Genomic DNA, 20,024 nt, shown 5'->3' on the forward strand with positions numbered 1-20,024 from the left:
GCGAAAACTCATCCTGCTGATATTCTCCGCCCAACGAAAATCGAATGAGCGCCTGCAGCATGCCCTGGGGCCTTGCGCGGCGCGGTGGAAAAGATACGTGAGTGACCCCGACAGCGGCAGAGCGCCGCAGGCAAACGGGGCGTCGGTAGCAGAGCGCAGGAAGGGTAAATCCTCCCGGCGCGGTAAGCGTAAGCGTGGCAGTCCCGCCCGTCCGAACGCTTTTTCTGCGGAGGCCAACCAGACCGGCACGTCCGGCCCGGTGGCGACACGCCCGATAGACAACGATACCGGTTCTCCGGGCAAAAAGCGCAAGCGTCGCCGCCGTTCCCGTGGCGGAGCGCAGGATGGCGCGCAACATGCTTCCACAAATCAGCAGCAGGCATCCACGGCGCCGGAACAGCGCCCTGCGGCCGGGCCATCGCATAAGAATGGCAAGAACAGGCGCAAGCATCGCAGCAAGCGCGGTTTGCAAGGCCGCCCGCTGGTGCATGAAAAGACGGCGCAGATCGTAGCTCCCGTCGCTCCCGTCACCGCTGAACAGGCGCCTGTCCGGAATGATCATCATAATGACCGGCATCCGCCGGCGCAGCGCCGTGATGGCCACGCACTGCATCAGCATGCCGATGGAGAGTACCGTCCCGTCGATCTCTACGCGGCGCTCGATCTCGGTACCAACAATTGCCGTCTGCTGATCGCGCAGCCGACGAGGCCGGGCCAGTTCCGCGTTGTCGACGCCTTTTCCCGCATCGTTCGTCTCGGCGAGGGACTTGGCGCCAGCGGCCGGCTGTCGAGCGATGCCATGGACCGGGCTGTCGAGGCGTTGCGCGTCTGCGCCGGCAAGCTGAAGACGCGTGAGATCCGCCGCATGCGGCTGATTGCCACCGAAGCCTGCCGCGCGGCGGAGAACGGCGAAACTTTCCTCACCCGCGTTACGGAAGAAACCGGCCTACGGCTGGAAATCATCGATCGCGAGACCGAGGCGCGGCTTGCCGTCTCCGGCTGCTCGTCGCTGGTCGGTCCCGAGGCGCGCTCGGTCGTGTTGTTCGATATCGGCGGCGGCTCTTCGGAAATCGCCGTCATCCGCATTGGCGAAAACCGCTCCAGCCGGCTCGCCAATCACATCACCCACTGGACTTCGCTGCCGGTCGGCGTCGTGACGCTCTCGGAACGCCACGGTGGCCGCGATGTCACGCCGGAACTGTTCGAGACCATGGTGCGCGAAGTCGAGGGCATGCTCGAACGCTTCGATTGCCCGCCGGTTCAGGGTGCTGCCCGCGACAGCGGCGATTTTCATCTGATCGGCACATCCGGCACCGTGACGACGCTTGCCGGCGTCCATCTCGATCTGCCGCGTTACGACCGGCGCCGGGTCGATGGTGTCTGGCTGTCCGATGATGAGGTGACGGCCATGCAAGCGAAGCTGCTTTCCTGGGATTTCGCCGGGCGCGCCGCCAACCCCTGCATCGGGCCGGACCGCGCCGATCTCGTTTTGGCGGGCTGCGCCATTCTCGAGGCGATCCGCCGCCGCTGGCCGAGCCCGCGCATGCGCGTTGCCGATCGCGGCCTGCGCGAAGGATTGCTGACCGATATGATGGCGGATGACGGCGTGTGGCGGCGGGGCCGTTCGCGCCGCGGCCATCGACCGAGGGATATGAAGGGGCCGCAGACGTGACCAAGCCAACCATCGCCGGCAATCGTACGGGCCGCAAACTCGGCCAGCGCGTCAAGAAAAAGAAGCTGAAGGCCTCCTCGCGGCAATGGCTGGAACGGCACATCAACGACCCCTATGTGCAGCGCGCCCAGCTTGAGGGCTACCGCGCCCGTGCCGCCTTCAAGCTGCTGGAGATCGACGAGAAGCACCACATCCTCAAAGGTGCACGTCGCATCATCGATCTTGGCGCTGCGCCGGGGAGCTGGTCGCAGATCGCCGCCAAGGTCACGGGATCGACGGAAGAGGATATCCGCGTTGCGGCGATCGACTTCCTGGAAATGGCGCCGCTTCCGGGCGTCACCATCCTGCAGCTCGACTTCCTGGATCCGGACGCACCGCAGCGGCTGATCGACGCCGTCGGCGGTACGCCCGATCTGGTGATTTCGGATATGGCCGCACCGACGACCGGCCATCACCGTACCGACCACCTGCGGACCATGCATCTCTGCGAAGTCGCGGCGCATTTCGCTGTCGAAGTCCTGGCCGAAGGCGGGCACTTCCTTGCCAAGACCTTCCAGGGCGGTACGGAACGTGACCTGCTGACCTTCCTGAAGCAGAATTTTCGCCAGGTCATTCATGTGAAGCCGGGCGCGTCGAGGTCCGAATCGGTGGAGATGTTCCTGTTGGCGAAGGGCTTCAAAGGCCGCAGCATGGACGACGAAGCAACGAGTGCTTGATTTAGCCATCGCTTTTGTCCGATGATGCATTCCCATCGGCATCGCAGGCAGCGCATTCTTACCATGCTTCTCTACGTCACTCTCGGCTCTAACGATATTCCGCGTGCACGCAGCTTCTATGACGCGGTCCTGCCGATCCTCGGCTACCGGCGCCAACGCGAATCGGATGAGGAAATCGGCTATGCCGCCGATGGTGACACGCGATGCCGGTTCTGGGTCGTGGTTCCCTATAATCACCGCAAGGCGACCATCGGCAATGGTTCGATGGTGGCTCTTCACGCGGAAAGCCGCGCTGATGTCGACGCCTTCTACGCCGCGGCCCTTGCCCATGGCGGCACCGATGAGGGCAAACCCGGCTTGCGCTCCTTCCATGCCAATTTCTATGCGGCTTACGTGCGCGATCCCGACGGCAACAAACTCAGCGCCGTCTGCGAGCGGCCCGCATAGCGTTTACCTTCGCCCCAACGGGTGAGATCGCATCATTTCACCAACGGCACCTGCGGCTGCGTCGCGGCCACACGCTTCAAGCCGGCCTTGTGGCCGGAGACCGCTGCGCCGGCGCTGCGGTCCATGCGGATGAAGGGAATGATGGCGACTACGGTCAGGATCGAGATCGAGAAGAAGGCGATATGGAAATCGTGGACCTGCAGCTCCGTGCCGCTGAAGTAGGTCGACGTTTCCAGGATCAGGGCGGCGACGGCAACGCCGAGCGCAAGACTGATCTGCTGCATGACCGAGCTCATCGATGTGGCGTGGCTTGCCTGCTTGTCGCTGATGTCGGCGAAGGCGAGTGCATTGATCCCTGTGAAGAAGAAGGAGCGTGAGAAGCCGCCGATCAGCAGCACGCCGACGATGATGAGATGCGGCGTCCACGGCTGGAACAGACCGGTGCCGATCGTCGTCACCGTCGTGATCCCCGCTGCCGACAGCAGCGCCGTCTTGAAGCCGACCGCGTTGAATACGCGGCGGGCGATGAACTTGGTGCTGATGGCACCGATAGCGCCGGCGAAGGTAATGAGGCCCGATTGGAACGGATTGAGGCCGAAGCCGAGCTGCAGCATCAGCGGCGTCAGGAAGGGCATGGCGCCGATGCAGATGCGAAACAGCGTGCCGCCCGTAACGGAAGCGCGGAAGGTGGCATTCCTTAGAAGCGACAGGTCAAGGATCGGTGCCGGATGGCGGCGGGCATGGCCGACGTAAAGGAATCCGCAGATGAAGCCGATGACGATGGCCAAGATGCCGATGAACGGCGGCAGGGCCGGCAGGCTGATGACCGACATGCCGAAGACGACGCCGGCCGCCGCGAAGGACGTCAGCAGGAAGCCGACGAAATCAAGCTTCGGCGGCATGGTCGCCTCGATATCCGGCAGGAAGATCGTCGACAAAATGACGCCAAGAATGCCGACGGGAACGTTGATCAGGAAGATCCAATGCCAGGAGGCGTAAGTGGTGATGAAGCCGCCGAGCGGCGGTCCGGCAAGCGGGCCGACGAGGGCGGGAATGGAAAGCAGCGCCATGGCCGATACCAGATCGCTCTTCTGCGTCGTGCGCACCAGCACAAGCCGCCCGATCGGCGTCATCATCGAGCCGCCGAGACCTTGCAGGAAGCGAGCGGCGACGAATTCCAGGAGGTCGCTCGAGAAGGCGCACATGATCGAACCGATGACGAAGACGCAGATCGCAAGCCGAAAGACGTTCTTTGCCCCAAAGCGATCCGCCATCCAGCCGCTGATCGGAATGAACACCGCCAGCGATACCATATAGGATGTCAGCGCCAGTTTCAGCGTGATCGGACCAACATGGAGATCCGCTGCGATGGCCGGCAGAGCGGTCGCAATCACGGTGGAATCCATCTGCTCCATGAAAAGAGCAACGGCAAGGATCAGGGGAACGATGCGATTCATAGGCATATGCCTTGGGTGAGTCGTGTCTTCGGGGAAGGGGTCCGCCTGAGACGGGCACCCGCTCTCTAATGCATGTCGCGCAAAAATGTGCGGCGGTTTTGCGAAAACGACATGCAAAAACAACGAGCTAAAGCGTGGGAGCGAATCTGAAAGATCGCGACGAGCTTTAGTCCTATGTGCGGCCTCTGCCAATCCTCGATTCTGCCCTGTGGCTTCCTGCAGATCACGTCTTGGTGATGCTGTTTGCCGCACGGCAAGGCTACCAAGTTTGACATATGCTAAACGCATAGAAATGCTAAACGCATAAAATGTCGTTCGGTGTATTAGCGGATTTGGTTGAGTATGTCATGACGAAATTATCGATCATGAAAGGTCGTATTCCAGCTTGCCTCTGCCGACGACGGTGTGACAGGCACAGCTTACGCTGCTGCCATCGGAGAAAATGCGATCATGGCTGCCGATGTTCCTGCCGGCCGAAGGCGGTCGCAAGGCGGCGCTCGCCAATGTCTTGGGGCAAGATTTAGGCCAATCTCGAAGTCCGGTTGCGCACAGGACGCTTTTCCCTATTCCCTTCCTGTCATAGACGTGTTACCAGCCCTCGCCAACTTCCAAGCAATACTTGCAAGATCGCCCGGCGGACGATTCGTTCCGGAGCCATCCTGCTTTTCACAGACGAAGGAAATTGGCCATGGCACGCATCATTGAAACGTCAACCGGGTTGGATGCTCTGACATTCGACGATGTGCTCCTGCAGCCGGGGCACTCCGAGGTCATGCCCGGCCAGACGAATATCGCCACTCGCATCGCCCAGGATATCGAACTCAACCTGCCGATCCTTTCGGCGGCCATGGACACGGTGACGGAAAGCCGTCTCGCCATCGCGATGGCACAGGCCGGCGGCATGGGCGTCATCCACCGCAATCTGACGCCGATCGAACAGGCAGAAGAGGTCCGGCAGGTCAAGAAATTCGAAAGCGGCATGGTGGTCAATCCAGTCACCATCGGTCCGGACGCAACGCTCGCCGAAGCGCTCGCTTTGATGAAGGCGCACGGCATTTCCGGCATCCCAGTCGTCGAGAAGTCGCATCGCCTCGTCGGCATCCTCACCAACCGCGACGTCCGCTTCGCCTCCGATCCCTCGCAGAAGATCTACGAGCTGATGACCCGCGAAAACCTGGTCACGGTCAAGGACGGCGTTCAGCAGCAGGAGGCCAAGCGCCTGCTGCACAAGCATCGCATCGAAAAGCTGCTGGTCATCGATGGCGATAGCCGCCTCGTCGGCCTGATCACGGTCAAGGATATCGAGAAATCGCAGCTTAATCCGAACGCCTCCAAGGATGCGCAGGGCCGTCTGCGTGCCGCCGCCGCCATCAGCGTCGGCGATGATGGCTTCGAGCGCGCCGAGCGCCTGATCGAGGCCGGCGTCGATCTTCTGGTCGTCGATACCGCCCACGGCCACTCGCAGCGCGTTCTGGATGCCGTCACCCGCGTCAAGAAGCTCTCCAATTCGGTCCGCGTCATGGCCGGCAATGTCGCCACCTATGACGGCACGCGGGCGCTGATCGATGCCGGTGCCGATGCCGTCAAGGTCGGTATCGGCCCTGGTTCCATCTGCACGACCCGTATCGTCGCCGGCGTGGGCGTGCCGCAGCTCGCTGCCATCATGTCGGCAGTCCAGGCCGCGCAGGATCAGAATATCCCCGTCATCGCCGATGGCGGTATCAAGTTCTCTGGCGATCTCGCCAAGGCGATCGCCGCCGGCGCATCGGCCGCCATGGTCGGCTCGCTTCTCGCCGGCACGGACGAAAGCCCGGGCGAGGTCTATCTCTACCAGGGTCGCTCCTTCAAGGCCTATCGCGGCATGGGCTCCGTTGGCGCCATGGCGCGCGGTTCGGCCGATCGTTATTTCCAGGCGGAGGTACGCGACACCCTGAAGCTGGTGCCGGAAGGCATCGAAGGCCAGGTGCCTTACAAGGGTTCCGTCTCGGGCGTGCTGCACCAGCTCGCCGGCGGCCTGAAGGCGGCCATGGGCTATGTCGGAGGCGCCGATCTCAAGGAATTCCAGGAGCGCGCCACCTTCGTGCGCATCTCCGGCGCGGGTCTGCGCGAAAGCCATGCCCATGACGTCACGATCACCCGCGAAAGCCCGAACTATCCGGGTGCCGGCGGCTGATCGATGGCTGATCGCGCTCAAGGCAACGTCAGGTCCTTGCAGGGCCTGACGGCGATCCTTGCGGCTCTTTCCCTGGCGCTTTTTGCCTGGATCTATGCCGGCTTCGTGAGAGCATTCAGCGATGCGGCGGCTGGCGAGCAGATGCTCGATGCGCGCATCGGCGGCTATGAGCGCGGCGACGTCATCGCCATGCTGCGCTACCTCAAGGATCATCCCGATCCGGCTGCCATCCTGCATTCCATGTATCTTGGGCCGGAGCTCATCTTTCCGCTGGTGCTGGCCGGTCTGCTCTTTTGCCTGCTGCGGCTTGTCGGTCCCGGCGGCACCTTCTTCGGCAAGCCGATCCCGCCTGCTGTAATTGCCCTGATCACTGCCGGTCTTCTACGGCGTGATGGATTATGCCGAAAATATTGCCGGCCTGTTGCTTTATCCGCCCGCCACGCCATCGGATGCCACAGTAACGCTGCTCGCGAGTCTGCTGCCGATTATCGTGCGGATAAAGTTCCTCACGCTGGTCATCACTATCATTCTACTGGCCCGTTTCGCGATTCTTCGCTACCTGTCTGCAGACGGTTCCAAGCCGTCCTGAGCCGGCGTTCTGCCGTTCAGCAATCCCTAGAGCGGTTTCAGCGTTTCACGGAATCGCTTTCCCGCTCTATCCCTTTGTTTTTACGCAATTCCGGACGGAAAGCCGCTTCGCACTTTTCCTGGAATTGCTCTAAGGAGTTGGCGGCGTGACCGGCTACGAAATGTTCTGGCCCATGGTGGCCCATGCGGTGCTTGTCTATATTCTCTATGCGCTGTTGGGCTTGCGTCGCCAAAGCGCGGTGAAGGCGGGCAAGATCAAACGATCGCAGTTTCGCGAGAACTATGCCGCCGATGAGCCGGCCGAAAGCCTGGTTGTGCGCAACAGCATCGCCAATCAGTTCGAGCTTCCAATTCTGTTTTATGCCTGCTCCATCGCGCTGTTCGTCGCCCAGGCGGATAATCTGCCTGCCGTCATCCTGGCCTGGATCTTCGTCGCCTCGCGTTATGCCCATGCCTATGTGCATGTCACCAGCAACGATCTGCGCTACCGCAGCCCGCTTTTCGCGGTCGGCTATGCCGTCCTTGCCGGCATGTGGGTCTGGCTTGCTGTCTGGATGGCGTTCTCCTGATCGAACTTGCATTCTCGCGGAAAGCAACCTGCAATAACGTATTTGTGTTCTTCCTTTACCCTCGCACCGCGCTCCACTGACCTATCTTGTCACCGGACGGCTTGGCTTTGGGATGCTGGCTGCCGGGGAAAGATAAGGAGGAACACAGTATGAGCATGGATAAGCCCGTCGTGACGCAGGCGATGATCAATGCCTATGATGAATATACGCATCTGACGCTCGATCGCCGCGGTTTCATGGAGAAGCTGACGAAGCTCGCAGGGTCGGCGGGGGCCGCGGCCGTGATCGCGCCTTTGCTGGCGGCCAACAAGGCAAGCGCCGAGATCATTGCCGCCGATGACAGTCGTCTGGAGACGAAGGACGTCCCTTATCCCGGCCGCACCGGTGAGATGAAAGCCTATCTCGCTCGGCCCAAGGGCGAGGGCGAAAAGCTCGGTGGCGTGATCGTCATTCACGAAAATCGTGGCCTCAACCCGCATATCCGCGATGTCGCCCGCCGCATCGCGCTGGAAGGTTTCATCGCCCTGGCGCCGGATTTCCTGTCGCCGCTCGGCGGCACGCCGGAAGATGAGGACAAGGCTCGCGGGATGTTCACCAAGCTCGATGCGGCACTGACGGTTGCCAATGCCGAAGCGAGCCTGACCTATCTTTCCAAGCTCGACGGGTCCAACGGCAAGATCGGCGCGGTCGGCTTCTGCTGGGGCGGCGGCGTCATCAACCGCTTCGCCACCAAATCGCTGGAGCTGAAGGCTGGCGTTGCCTACTACGGCATGCAGCCCGCCGCTGCCGATGTACCCGACATCAAAGCCGCGCTGATGCTGCACTATGCCGGCCTCGACGACCGCACCAATGCCGGTATCGATGCTTATCGGAAAGAGCTGCAGGCCGGCGGCAAGACATTCGAAATCTTCGTCTATGACGGCGCCAACCACGCCTTCAACAATGACACCTCGGCTGCCCGCTACGACAAGAAGGCGGCCGATCTCGCCTGGGGCCGGACGGTCGATTTCTTGAAAAAATATCTGGCCTAAGCGTGGGCGGTGATGGACTGAGCGACAGCGGCAGAAGCTATTTTCTGATCGCTGTCGTCTGTCGCGATCTTAAAAATACTTAACACTTAAAATTGAACTTTTCTCATTTACGCGCATTGAACATGCCTGTGGCATAAGCTGCCACACGCCCCGGCGCCGCTCCGAGTGAACAATAAAATGGGAAATGCATGAGCCCGGACAAACCCGCCCGCATCAGATTCCGCAAAGAGCCTCAGCAGGAACGCAGCATCCACCGCGTCGATGTCATCTTGTCGGCCGCCGCCCACCTGATTGCGGAAAAAGGCGTCAGCGCCATGAAGATGACGGAACTTGCCACCGTAGCTGGTGTGCCGATCGGTTCCGTGTACCAATATTTTCCCGAAAAAGCTGCGATTGTCACCGCGCTGTTCGACCGCCACGCCGTTCTCATCCAGCAAAAGACGGCGGAAGTCTTCGTCGCCGTAAAATCCCTTGATCATGCCCTCGATCTCGTCTGCGGCATGGTCGACTGGTACTATCGCGAGTTCCGCGGCGATCCGACCTATATGGGCGTGTGGCTGGGGACGGAGATGGATCAGGATCTTCTGAGGCTGAACATTCAGCACAGCAACCGTGTCGCCGAGATATTCCTGCGGGGCATCGAAGCCCACATTCCGGCCGGCAGTCAAATCGACCTGCAGGCTCGCGCTCAACTTTTCAGCCATCTCATCGGCGCCTCCGTCCGCCTCGCGATCATGAGCGAAAGGAGCCTTGCCATCCGCATGCTCAACGAGTGGAAACAGGTGATCCGCGCGACGCTGTTTGCCGAGCCGGGTGCGGGTGAGGCAATAGCAGTAGGCAAGCTATTTTGAGGAGGGGGCTTAGCCTGGTCTTGCGCCCGCCCGCATCTGCGGAATAAAATGCCTGCATGGTCAAGCAGGTCCTTTTCGTTCAAGGAGCCGGCGAAGGCGCTCATGCCCACTGGGACAGCAAACTGGTGGCGAGCCTTGAGCGCGAACTCGCCGAAGGCTATTCCGTCCGCTATCCGCAGATGCCTGGCGAGGACGATGCTAAATACTCGGCCTGGAAGGCTGCGCTGATAGGAGAGTTCGGCTCGCTGGAGGATGGGGCAATTCTCGTCGGCCACTCGATTGGCGGCACGATCTTGCTTCATGTGCTCGCCGAGCAGCCGCCGAAACCCAGGCTCGATGGCCTGTTTATCATCGCTGCCCCCTTCATAGGTGAAGGTGGGTGGCCGAGCGATGACATCAATGATCGCAAGGATTTTTCAGAATGGCTTCCGCCCGGCGTTCCTGTCCATCTCTATCATGGCGCTGATGACGATGTGGTGCCAACAGCTCATGTTCATCTCTATGCGAAAGCAATTCCGCAAGCAGTGGTCCGCGTGATCGAACGCAGGGATCACCAGTTCAACAACGACATGAGTGACGTCGCGCGAGACATCCGTTCAGTAGGTTGAGCTGAGCGCAAGGCTTGCGCCCGGCTTCTAAAATCACCAACCCGGCAGAATATGTCCTGAACGCACGCGCGGATAGTAGCGCGTAAAGGTCTTCACGTCGCCGTCGAGATCGTCGTCGACTACTGCCGGCGTGATGTTGTCGAGGCAGGCGGAGATATGGGCGGTGATGGCGTTCATCAGCGACACAGAGAGGCCCGGCCGTTTCATGATGCCGATCTGCACCGGCGGCAATGGCGGGAATCCGTCCGCCTGGCTCAGCACCTTCATGCCGGTGCGAAGCGCCGACTCCGGCATGACCGATACCGCCATGCCGGCAAGCACGGCAGCGGCAACCACCGTGCAGGACCAACTGGTGAACAGGATCTGATAGTCGCGGCCGCCGGCGTCGAGCGCTGCGCAGGCAAGCTGCCGCCATTGACAGTCGCGTCGCCCGACGGCGAGCGGAATTGGCGCATCGTCGCGCAGCGGATGGTTGGCCGAGCCGACCCAGCAGAGCGGCTCGGTGCGCACGACATCGGACATTCTCTCGCGCGGATTGTGGGTGACCAGCGCAATATCGAGCTCGCCGCGATGCATGCGCTCGGCAAGATCGACGGAAGGTTCGCAGACGATATAGAGCTCGACGTTCGGATGCGTCTTGGCGAAGCGTCCGATGATCTCGGGCATATAGCGGTCGGCATAATCATCCGGCGTGCCGATGCGCAGCGTGCCTTCCAGCCTGTTGTCGTCGAATGCGGCGATCGCCTCATTGTTCAGGCGGATGATGCGGCGCGCATAATTGAGCAGCTTTTCGCCTTCCGCCGTCAGCCGGTTGCCGCGGCCATCCTTGATGAAAAGCTGCTTGCCGACGCGTTCTTCCAGCCGGCGCATCTGCATGGAGACCGCCGACTGCGTCTTGAAGACCCGGTCGGCTGCCTTGGTGAAGCTGCCCGAATCCACGATGGCGATGAAGGTCTGCAACTGATCGATATCAAGCGGCGCGGCCATGATCTCACCTATAAAGGAGTTTGATAATTATCATTAGAAACATTCGTTGGACTGATCAATAGGGCTTTGGCATCTTCCTAATGCAAATCAGCATACCAATCGACAGACCTCCTGCCGAATTCCTCCCAAACCACGCTCCTTCTCCGGACCTCCGGGAAGGGGCTTGGCCAGCGTGTGCCTGAAAGAAAGGACCACTGAAATGCGCACGACAGATCGGACATTACATCTCGGCCACGCAAGGCCGTCGCTGCCTTTGACGGCACGTCTGACGCTTGCTTTCGATAAGATGGCATCCGTCTGGCGCGCTCTCCGCAACCGCCGCGAGATCAATTATCTGAATGAGCTGAACGACAGCCAATTGAAGGACATCGGCTTGACACGCCTTGACGTCACATCGGCGCTCAACACGTCGACCTTCTTCGAGGACCCGTCCAGCCACCTGACCAACTCCGCGCGTCGCCGTACGCGCCTCGGCCTTACCAGCTTCCATCGTTGAGGCCGATTATCCGTTTCCCCGCAGGGTGATAGCCAATAAGCCCTGCCTCTTCCCGGTGTTCGGTTTCCCGACCGACACCGGGTTTTTTCTTTTCGGAGAATGGTTTCGCCCTTTGAAAGATGATCGGGCAAATTGCCATGTCTTTCAAATGTCTTATGTTAGGCTCTGGTCGAAATGCGAGGGCTGACAATGGCGACGGTGATCCTCTTCCATTCCGTTTATGGGTTGCGCCCTCTCGAACTCGACGCCGTCGAGCGCTTGCAGGCGGCAGGTCACAGGGCGTTCGCGCCGGACCTCTATGACGGTTGGGTGGCCAGTTCAAGCGATGAAGGCTTCGAACTGAAGGATGAGATCGGCTGGCCGACCATCTGCGAGCGAGCGGAATGGGCGATGGCTGGCCTGCCGCCCTCAACGGTCCTGGGTGGATTCTCCATGGGTGCGGCGGTTGCTGCAAGTCTTTGGCCGAAGCGGCCCCAGACCGCCGGTGTGCTCTTCCTCCACAGCATCGCTCAAATTCCGGAGAGCCCTCGCGAGGGCTTGCCCGTGCAGGTCCATCTTGCCGATCCCGATCCGTTCGAGCCTGCGGAAGACGTCGCCGCATGGCGATCCGCGGCCGCACGATCAAAGATCGCAGCCGATCTCTTCACCTATCCAGGCGCCGGCCACCTCTATACCGATGCCAGCCTGCCCGATTACGATGCCAAGGCGGCCGATCTCACATGGAGCCGCATCATCCGTTTCCTCGACGCTCTCTAAGGTTGGATGCCGCATCCGAGACCTGCCTCGGAGCGCTGTCGAGATGCGGGAAGCATCAAATGCCGACGCTCATCTTCGGTTGCCATCGCGAATTCCTTTTGTTTGGGCTGGACGATGCACGGGATTGTAGAGCAGGCAAAGCCGCCACTAATCCTTTTGCTGAGGGTGACGGCAAATTTCATTCTACTTTAGGCGGAATTGTTCTGTGGGTAGTGAACCATTAGCGTGCTGCGCTAGGTCTGCGCCTCCACCTTAAATTTTCTGGCGATCGCGCCGAGACCGATCCGCAGTGTCCGCGAGGGGATGCAAGGGTGACTGCGGCTTTGCTACAGGAAAGGACATTAGCTCGAAAACCGGGGGGCGAAGATGTTTGCGAGTTCAGAGGTCTTTCAGCAAGGATTTGACGTGTGTGTTGCAGGCGCAGGACCGGTCGGTATTGCCGCTGCGCTGGAATTGAGCAGGCGCGGCATGCGAACGCTGCTTATCGAAGCCGGGCCGAAACAATCGAAGCGACCCGAACGAAACGAAACAGGCTTCGACATAGAAGACGATATCCATCACGCTGCCGACCGAGTGACTTCGGCCACCGGACTGGGCGGCACGTCCGAACGATGGGGTGGGCAATGCGTTGAGCTGGATGATATAGACTTCGAAGCAAGAGATTACGTCGCGCACTCCGGCTGGCCTATTGCTCACGACAAGATTTCGCCTTTCTATCAGCGGGCGCGCGCTCTTTTGAGCAGCGATGTCAACCGCGAGAGGTCGGAGCCGGAACCGGAGACCGATTTTCCGACATCCCGGGAAAGCTGGACACGAATACGCAACACAGCGAGAGCCAACAGGACTGAGCTCGCTACCTCGAAGAACCTGTTCGTCGTCCTGGACTCGAGGGTCAAAGCTCTGGCGTTCGACCCGGTGGAGGGACGACTACATTCCATGTCAGTTGCCTGGCGCGGTCGTTCGTTCTGGGCGCACGCTGACCATTATGTGCTGGCCTGTGGCGGTAGAGGCAATACCCGGCTGCTGCTGAACCTCCAGGTTGCGTTTCCGCAATTGTTCGGCGGAACTGACGGGCCGCTCGGGCGCTTCTACATGGGACACATCGCCGGGCAGATCGCGCAGATCGAATTCACCACCAAAGAGCATGCCGAACGGTATCTTTTTAAGCTCACATCCACCGGAACCTTCGTGTGCAACCGGTTTCAACCCGGCCCCAAGTTGCAACGAGCACTTGAACTGCCGAATATCGCTTTTTGGCCGACGAACCGGAGGGCCGCTATCGGTGAGGCCGACCCGGCGCTCTCGCTGCTCTACCTCTGGAACAGTCGGAAGGCCGTCGTCCACAAGGCGACATGGAGCGAAGCCGACCGATCCCGCTACCATAATGTGCTGCATAATGTACTGCGCAATCCGCTTGGCGCGACCTTTTCCGCGTTGGATCTGCTTCGCCAAAAATACAGCATAGCTGAACCATATCTTCTGCTGCGCAGGCCTGACATGAGATACGGCCTCCGCTACCATGGGGAGCAAATTCCAAGCAGCTCGAACCGCGCTTTCCTCAAGCCCGAGCAAGACGCGGACGGCCAGTTCAAGCTTGAGGTCTCATTCCGATATTTGGATCAGGATATCCGCGGCACGCTCCAGGCGCATCTCGCTCTCGATCGGTGGCTCAAGGAGCGCAAAATGGGTAAGCTGATATTCGACACAGCCCCCGAACATCTTGAAGAGCATATCGATGCGCAAGCCAAAGACGGCTACCATCAGATCGGGTTGACCAAGATGGGTGTGGACCGCAAGCACGCCGTCGTCAATCAAAACTGCCGCGTCTTCGACATCGCCAACCTCTATATCGCCGGTAGCTGCGTTTTCCCGACATCCGGACAAGCCAACCCCACGCTTCCCGCCGTCGCCTTCGCCGTCAGGCTCGCTGAACATCTCGTTACTGAGATCCGCCGTCAAAGCACGCTGCTGGGTTTGTCGATGAGCAGCCGCTTGGAGCCCCAAATGGCATTGCCTCTGAGTGTCCCGCGCAGCATTTGCTGATGTCTTGCAATGTTATTGCTGTGACGGACGCGCTGGAGTGTCCTGCTGGGTTGTCATCCCTGTTTCGGCGCTGGCCTATTGTCCGCCGGCATATAACTATCGAAGATCGCTTCCATGTTCTTCTGATAGTTCTTCTGCACTTCCAGGCCACTGTCGAACATGGCGTTGAACATTTCGGTATAGGCGGCCATGTCGACGCCGGGTGCGGCGGGTTTGGCTTTCGGTGCTTCCTTCGGCGGCTCGGCGGGCATAGGGAAATTGCGCATCATATCCTGGAATGCCTTGGCGAAGGGATTGTCGAGGAAAGGATTGGCGGCAGCGGGCTTTTTGTGCTCGACCGGCTGTGTGCCGAACATCAGTTCCATCGCCTGGGTGAACGGATTGTCGAAGATGCTCGCCTGTGGCGTCGGCTGCTGCTTCGGTGCGAAGCCGATGGTCTGCAGCCAGTTCTGCATCATCTCGCCCATCGCCGTGTTGAGGAAAGGATTGGCCATCTGAGGCATCTGGCCGCTGGTTTCCTTGAACAGGCCGCCCATCAGCGTATCGGCCATAATAGGCAGCATGCGCTGGTAAATCTCCTGGCCGATGCCGGTCATCTGCGCCGCCTGCGCGGCAATCGCGCGGGACACATCCTTGGAGCCGAACAGCCGCGCCAGCACTGTATTGCCGTCGGCAATGCCCTCAGGCGTGAAGGCCTTGCTCATGTCCTCGAAATATTTGGCGTAGTTGCCGGAGGTGATGTCCTGCATCACGCCCATAAAATTATAGGGGTTGGTCGCGCTGCGCTTGAATCCTGAAGAAAAGGCGGGCATCAGCGCCGCCATGGCTTTCGCCGCCTGCTCCTGCGCGAGGTTGAACTGCTTGGCCATCGCCTCCGTGGCGGCGCCGTTTTGTGCCTGCATCATCATGTCGAAGAGTGGCAGCATCGAAGTTCCTTTCCGCGCAATCATGCCGCTTCGGAATCAGAAAGCGTGCAATTCTGGTAGTATAGCGGGAAAAAAGTCGGCGCATACCGGTTTCTGCCGGTGTGCGCCGCAACAATCCAGGCTCTAGCCGACTCTCAGTATTGATATTCCTCGAAGACCGGTTCGACCGATCCGTTCCAACGGCCGTGATAGAGCATCAGCAGATCGTCGGCGAGCGTGCCCCTCTTGGCGAGCACTTCGTCGAGCGGCGCCAGGAAGACACTTTCGTCCTGGCCTTCGCCGTTCAGACGGGCGCGGTTCTTCAGGCCGTTGCGGGAAATACCGACGACCTCGCGCGCCACGTCGAGCAGCTTATGACCCTTGATGTCGGCCTTCAGGCCCTGCACCGGCACGACATCGCGTAGGGCATTGACCTCATTGAAGCTCCAATCTTTGGTCAGCTCGTCAGCGGCCGTCAGTGCAGCGTCGTCATAGAGCAGGCCGACCCAGAAGGCCGGCAACGCACAGATGCGCCGCCAGGGGCCGCCGTCTGCGCCGCGCATCTCCAGAAAGCGCTTGAGGCGCACATCGGGGAAGAGGGTGGAGAGATGGTTCGTCCAATCGCCCATCGTCGGCTCCCAATCGGCGATCTCGCCCTTCAGCGCGCCGTTCATGAACTGGCGGAAGGTGACGTGGGTGCAGTCGTGATAATGGCCGTCGCGGACGACGAAATACATGGGAACGTCGAGTGCCCACTTCACATAGTCTTCAAAGCCGAAATCGTCGCGGAAAGTAAAGTCGAGCAGGCCGCTGCGGCGGTTGTCGGTATCGCGCCAGATGTCGCCGCGCCAGGAGGAGAGGCCGTTCGGCTTGCCTTCAGTGAAGGGCGAGGAGGCAAACAATGCGGTCGCCAGCGATTGCAGCTTCATCGACACGCGCATCTTTCGGCGCATGTCCTCTTCGGAGGAGAAGTCGAGGTTCACCTGGATCGTGCAGGTGCGGTACATCATGTCGAGGCCCTTGGTGCCGACCTTCGGCATGTAGCGGCTCATGATGTCGTAACGCGATTTCGGCATGCGCGGCGTTTCAGCCAACGTCCATTTTGGGCTGCCGCCGATGCCGAGGAAGCGAATGCCCATCGGCTCGGCGATTTCGCGCAATGTCGCCAGATGCTGGTTCGATTCCTTGCAGGTCTGATGGAGGGTTTCGAGTGGCGCGCCCGACAGTTCGAACTGGCCGCCGGGTTCGATCGAGATCGCGCCCATACCGGTCGGCTCGCCCAGCCCGATGATGTTCTCGCCATCCATGATCGGCTCCCAGCCGGATCTTTCCTGCAAGCCCTTCAAAAGCGCGGAAATGCTGGCATCGCCGAAATAAGGCACAGGGCTGTTATCGGCCCGGAAGAACACGAATTTTTCGTGTTCCGTGCCGATGCGAAATTGCTCCTTCGGCTTGCTGCCGGCCGCCAGATAGGCCGTCATGTCCGAGACCGAAGAGAGCGGAGTCTGGTCGGTGGTATCGCGCGCCATGGTATTACCTTGATCTCGGAAGGAGGCCCGCGCAAGCCGCAGGCCAATAGGAAAGGGTGATTGACGCGGAATGAGGTACGGTGCAAGTGAATTTCTTTCAAGGGTCGTTCAAAAAAATAGGATTTTGTGTCTGGAAAACCGGGCTGTGGTCGCATGCTTGCACAAGCGTTCAAGACACCCAACCGACGTTCGAAATAGTCTTGCCTTTCCATTGACGACGGAGGGGCTTATCGATGTTCGAGCAGACCGGGTTCTACCCGATCCTGACGCTGCTTCTGGCCTCTCTGGTCATCATGGGCAGCCCGGGTCCGTCCACCATCAGCGCCACGGCGGTCGGCGCTGTCTTTGGTTTCCGCCGGTCGATCGGTTACGTCTGCGGTCTCATTGCCGGTACGGTCGTCGTGCTGTTGGCCGTCGCGGTCGGCGTCGTGGCAATCCTGTTGTCGGTGCCGTATGGGGCATCGGCGCTTACCGTAGTCTCCACCGTCTATATTGCTTACTTGGCCTTAAGGATCGCCACCGCTCCGCCGCTCGCACGCCGCAGTGATCAAATTGCCACGCCCGCCTTCGCCGGCGGTTTTCTGCTGGCGATCACCAATCCCAAGGCCTATCTGGCGATCGCCGCCGTTTTCGCCGGGGTCAGTCTCTTCAAGGATCAGCGCACGCTCGATGCACTGATCAAGATAACGCTGCTCAGCGGAATGATTGTCATCATTCACCTATGCTGGCTTCTGGTGGGGACCTCACTGTCCCGCTTCCTTCAGAACCCCACCATTTCGCGCATCGTAAACGTTGCCCTGGCGGTTATGTTGGTTGTTACGACCGCGCTTGCGTTAGCGGGTTGAAAAGCGTCCGGCGAGCAAGCTAATTCCAGTCCCCGATCGCCGCCTGAATGACCGCCATGGCCGCCACCGCGGCCGTATCGGCCCGCAATATCCGTGGGCCCAAGGGAATGGCGGTGACGAAATCGAGGCTGTGCAGCAGGGCGCGCTCCTCTTCCGAAAATCCACCTTCCGGGCCGACCAGCAGTGCCAGATGTTTCTCCCTGACCTCTGAGAGGATCGGCAGCGGGTTCTGTCCGGCATCGCCTTCATCGCAATAGATGATACGGCGCTCCCTGGGCCATCGTGCCAGCAGATCGGCAAGCTTTATAGGCTCTGCTACCTCGGGAACCCCGAGAATGCCGCATTGTTCGGCCGCTTCGATGACGTTGGCCTTGAGCTTGTCGAGATTGGTGATCTTGCCCTGCACATGCTGCGTCATTACCGGTTGTAACAGGCCGGCGCCCATCTCCACCGCCTTCTGTACGAGATAGTCGAGCCGTCCGACCTTCAGCGGGGCGAAAAGATAGTGCAGGTCGGAGGGGGCGGGCTGCGGCCGCGTCTCCTCGATGGGCGTCAGCAGGATGCGCTTGCGCGAGGGAAAGGAGACGCGGGCCTTCCATTCGCCGTCACGGCCGTTGAAGATCAACAGCTCGGCGCCGTCCTCCATGCGCAACACATTGGCGAGATAGTTGAATTGATCGTGATCGGCTTCGATGCCGGCATTTGCTTTGATATCCGAAATCACGAACAGCCGCTGCATGCGGAAATTGGCGCGCATGGGTAATCCCTTAAATGAAGAGCGCGACCATAGCCCAATATACCGCGGCTGCAAGCATGGCCGAGACCGGCACGGTGATGGCCCAGGCGGCGATGATGGTCATGAAATGCGAGCGGCGCACGAGGCGTCGGCGGTGGATTTCATCCGGATTGTGCTCGTCGGCTTCTTCGATCTCGCCCCATGGGATGCTCGAAGCCTCGGCTTTCATCCGCATATAGGCCAGGCGTCGCTTTGAGTGGCTGGTGTACCATTCGCGGAAGAAGCCGACGCCGAAGACCGATCCGATGGCGATATGGGTGGAGCTGACGGGGAGGCCGAACCAGGAGGCGACGATGACGGTGAGCGCCGCCGACAGGGCGACGCAATAGGCCCGCATCGGATTGAGCTTGGTGATCTGCTCGCCGACGAGGCGGATCAGGCGCGGACCGTAAAGCAGCACCCCAACGGAAATGCCGCAGCCGCCGATCAGCACGACCCAATAGGGTGCGGTATTTCCCGCTGCACTCCCAACGACACTGAGGCTGCTCCCCAGGCCGACGCTGCGTATGATCGCCGCCAGCGGCCCGATGGCGTTGGCGACGTCGTTCGCGCCGTGTGCAAAGGACATCAGCGCCGCCGAACAGATCAGCGGCAGGCGGAACAGTTTGCGCAGCGAGCTATTCTTGTTTTCGCAACCAACAGACTGCGCCGCCACCAGCGGCCTTGCGGCCAACCAGACCGCCAAACCGACAATGATCCCGATCGCCATGGTGGAGACACCCGCAACAGTATCTTTAGGCGCGAGCTGCACCACTAGATAGGCGGTGAAGGCGCCGGCCATCAGGCCGATCAGAATGGGAATCCAGTATTTGGCGGCCGCGATCTTGTCGTCGCGATAGATGATGAAGGTCTTGATGAAAAACAGGATGCCGGCGGCGATCGTGCCGCCGAGGAAAGGCGTGACCACCCAGCCGGCGGAGATGGCTCCCATCATGCGCCAATTGACCATCTCCGGCCCGACGGCCGCAGCACCTGCTCCCATGACGGCGCCGACGATCGTATGGGTAGTCGAAACCGGTGCTTTCAGCCAGGTGGCGAAGTTGATCCAGAGTGCGGCGGCCAGCAGCGCCCCCATCATCAGCCAGGCGAGCTTGCCGCTGGTGATGATGCGGTCGGTATCGATGATATGCGAGGAGATGGTCTTGATGACCGGTCCGCCCGCGATCATGGCGCCGAGAACTTCGAAGATCGCCGCCATGACCAAGGCCTGCGTCATGGTGATGGCGCGCGCGCCCACCGCCGCGCCGACGTTGTTGGCGACATCCTTGGCGCCGATATTCATGGCCATGTAGCCGGCGAGCGCCACGGCGGCGATGGCCAGCGTCGCGCCTGGTTGGTTCAGCAGGTTAATGCCGGCGAAGATCATCGCAAGGCCGAGGAAGATCAGGCCGATACTGGGAGCGACCAACCGTTTCGTGACATGATTGGCGGCATCCTCGACATAGGTGAATTTGTCGAGATCCTTGTCCAGCGTCCTTTTTGTCAATTTTGCCGGTCGGTCGGGCATGCCATTCTCTGAGTCGAAATATATAGTCTTACGCCGTCCAGCAGGCCG

At 60.4% G+C, this 20,024-nt stretch carries 20 protein-coding genes; 13 read left to right on the plus strand and 7 right to left on the minus strand.

Annotated elements, in window-relative coordinates; all coding sequences use genetic code 11:
- Nucleotides 1–97: 97 nt before the first annotated feature.
- The 3 genes from QA646_RS01560 (at nt 98) to QA646_RS01570 (ending at nt 2,835) form a co-directional block, all read left to right on the plus strand.
- Nucleotides 98–1,672: a Ppx/GppA phosphatase family protein gene (locus tag QA646_RS01560; protein ID WP_283057196.1), complete on the plus strand. Its 1,575-nt coding sequence runs from the start codon at nt 98–100 to the stop codon at nt 1,670–1,672.
- Nucleotides 1,669–2,388, plus strand: coding sequence for an RlmE family RNA methyltransferase (locus tag QA646_RS01565; protein ID WP_283057198.1), 720 nt, complete (start codon nt 1,669–1,671; stop codon nt 2,386–2,388). Before QA646_RS01560 ends, QA646_RS01565 begins: the two co-directional genes overlap by 4 nt.
- A 63-nt stretch (nt 2,389–2,451) precedes the next feature.
- The gene (locus QA646_RS01570; protein WP_283057199.1) at nt 2,452–2,835 is read left to right on the plus strand and encodes a VOC family protein; all 384 of its coding nucleotides are present in this window, start codon (nt 2,452–2,454) and stop codon (nt 2,833–2,835) included.
- Between the two features lie 32 nt (nt 2,836–2,867).
- Here QA646_RS01570 and QA646_RS01575 read toward each other — a convergent pair whose 3' ends face one another.
- Nucleotides 2,868–4,292 carry an MFS transporter gene (locus QA646_RS01575; protein WP_283057200.1) on the minus strand — a complete coding sequence of 475 codons (1,425 nt, stop codon included), beginning with the start codon at nt 4,290–4,292 and terminating at the stop codon, nt 2,868–2,870.
- 688 nt (nt 4,293–4,980) lie between these two features.
- On the opposite strand from QA646_RS01575, the gene guaB reads away from it, so the two are divergent.
- The 6 genes from guaB (at nt 4,981) to QA646_RS01605 (ending at nt 10,112) form a co-directional block, all read left to right on the plus strand.
- Nucleotides 4,981–6,465: an IMP dehydrogenase gene (gene guaB / locus QA646_RS01580; RefSeq protein WP_283057202.1), complete on the plus strand. Its 1,485-nt coding sequence runs from the start codon at nt 4,981–4,983 to the stop codon at nt 6,463–6,465.
- A gap of 3 nt (nt 6,466–6,468) precedes the next feature.
- Nucleotides 6,469–7,203 carry a hypothetical protein gene (locus QA646_RS01585; protein WP_283057203.1) on the plus strand — a complete coding sequence of 245 codons (735 nt, stop codon included), beginning with the start codon at nt 6,469–6,471 and terminating at the stop codon, nt 7,201–7,203.
- Nucleotides 7,200–7,622 carry an MAPEG family protein gene (locus QA646_RS01590; RefSeq protein WP_283057204.1) on the plus strand — a complete coding sequence of 141 codons (423 nt, stop codon included), beginning with the start codon at nt 7,200–7,202 and terminating at the stop codon, nt 7,620–7,622. The genes QA646_RS01585 and QA646_RS01590 overlap by 4 nt, the downstream gene beginning before the upstream one ends.
- A gap of 155 nt (nt 7,623–7,777) precedes the next feature.
- Nucleotides 7,778–8,653 carry a dienelactone hydrolase family protein gene (locus QA646_RS01595; protein ID WP_283058936.1) on the plus strand — a complete coding sequence of 292 codons (876 nt, stop codon included), beginning with the start codon at nt 7,778–7,780 and terminating at the stop codon, nt 8,651–8,653.
- A gap of 188 nt (nt 8,654–8,841) precedes the next feature.
- A complete protein-coding gene (locus QA646_RS01600) occupies nt 8,842–9,504 on the plus strand; it encodes a TetR/AcrR family transcriptional regulator (protein ID WP_283057206.1) in 663 nt (220 codons plus the stop codon).
- A gap of 56 nt (nt 9,505–9,560) precedes the next feature.
- Nucleotides 9,561–10,112: an alpha/beta fold hydrolase gene (locus QA646_RS01605; RefSeq protein WP_283057207.1), complete on the plus strand. Its 552-nt coding sequence runs from the start codon at nt 9,561–9,563 to the stop codon at nt 10,110–10,112.
- A gap of 33 nt (nt 10,113–10,145) precedes the next feature.
- Here QA646_RS01605 and QA646_RS01610 read toward each other — a convergent pair whose 3' ends face one another.
- Nucleotides 10,146–11,099: a LysR substrate-binding domain-containing protein gene (locus QA646_RS01610; protein WP_283057208.1), complete on the minus strand. Its 954-nt coding sequence runs from the start codon at nt 11,097–11,099 to the stop codon at nt 10,146–10,148.
- 199 nt (nt 11,100–11,298) lie between these two features.
- On the opposite strand from QA646_RS01610, the gene QA646_RS01615 reads away from it, so the two are divergent.
- Nucleotides 11,299–11,595 carry a DUF1127 domain-containing protein gene (locus tag QA646_RS01615; RefSeq protein WP_283057209.1) on the plus strand — a complete coding sequence of 99 codons (297 nt, stop codon included), beginning with the start codon at nt 11,299–11,301 and terminating at the stop codon, nt 11,593–11,595.
- A gap of 189 nt (nt 11,596–11,784) precedes the next feature.
- A complete protein-coding gene (locus tag QA646_RS01620; protein ID WP_283057211.1) occupies nt 11,785–12,351 on the plus strand; it encodes a dienelactone hydrolase family protein in 567 nt (188 codons plus the stop codon).
- 378 nt (nt 12,352–12,729) lie between these two features.
- Here QA646_RS01620 and QA646_RS01625 read toward each other — a convergent pair whose 3' ends face one another.
- Entirely contained in the window at nt 12,730–13,026 is a 297-nt protein-coding gene (locus QA646_RS01625) for a hypothetical protein (protein ID WP_283057212.1), read from the minus strand.
- A gap of 60 nt (nt 13,027–13,086) precedes the next feature.
- On the opposite strand from QA646_RS01625, the gene QA646_RS01630 reads away from it, so the two are divergent.
- Nucleotides 13,087–14,394 (plus strand): GMC family oxidoreductase, encoded by a 1,308-nt coding sequence (locus QA646_RS01630; protein WP_283057214.1) that lies wholly within the window; start codon nt 13,087–13,089, stop codon nt 14,392–14,394.
- A 53-nt stretch (nt 14,395–14,447) separates the two neighbouring features.
- Here QA646_RS01630 and QA646_RS01635 read toward each other — a convergent pair whose 3' ends face one another.
- Together QA646_RS01635 and QA646_RS01640 are read right to left on the minus strand one after the other, a co-directional pair.
- Entirely contained in the window at nt 14,448–15,320 is an 873-nt protein-coding gene (locus QA646_RS01635; RefSeq protein WP_283057215.1) for a DUF937 domain-containing protein, read from the minus strand.
- Nucleotides 15,321–15,454: 134 nt separating this feature from the next.
- On the minus strand, nt 15,455–16,828 hold the full coding sequence (locus QA646_RS01640; RefSeq protein WP_283057216.1) for a glutamate--cysteine ligase: 1,374 nt from the start codon (nt 16,826–16,828) through the stop codon (nt 15,455–15,457).
- Nucleotides 16,829–17,061: 233 nt separating this feature from the next.
- On the opposite strand from QA646_RS01640, the gene QA646_RS01645 reads away from it, so the two are divergent.
- A complete protein-coding gene (locus QA646_RS01645) occupies nt 17,062–17,673 on the plus strand; it encodes a LysE family transporter (protein ID WP_283057217.1) in 612 nt (203 codons plus the stop codon).
- 19 nt (nt 17,674–17,692) lie between these two features.
- Here the strand turns inward: QA646_RS01645 and QA646_RS01650 are convergent, their stop codons facing one another.
- The gene (locus tag QA646_RS01650; RefSeq protein WP_283057218.1) at nt 17,693–18,430 is read right to left on the minus strand and encodes a 16S rRNA (uracil(1498)-N(3))-methyltransferase; all 738 of its coding nucleotides are present in this window, start codon (nt 18,428–18,430) and stop codon (nt 17,693–17,695) included.
- A gap of 10 nt (nt 18,431–18,440) precedes the next feature.
- Nucleotides 18,441–19,976, minus strand: a complete 1,536-nt coding sequence (locus QA646_RS01655) for an inorganic phosphate transporter (RefSeq protein ID WP_283057219.1) — start codon at nt 19,974–19,976, stop codon at nt 18,441–18,443.
- Nucleotides 19,977–20,024 lie beyond the last annotated feature (48 nt).

The sequence above is a fragment of the Rhizobium sp. CB3090 genome (genome assembly GCF_029714285.1).
Classification (GTDB): Bacteria; Pseudomonadota; Alphaproteobacteria; order Rhizobiales; family Rhizobiaceae; genus Rhizobium.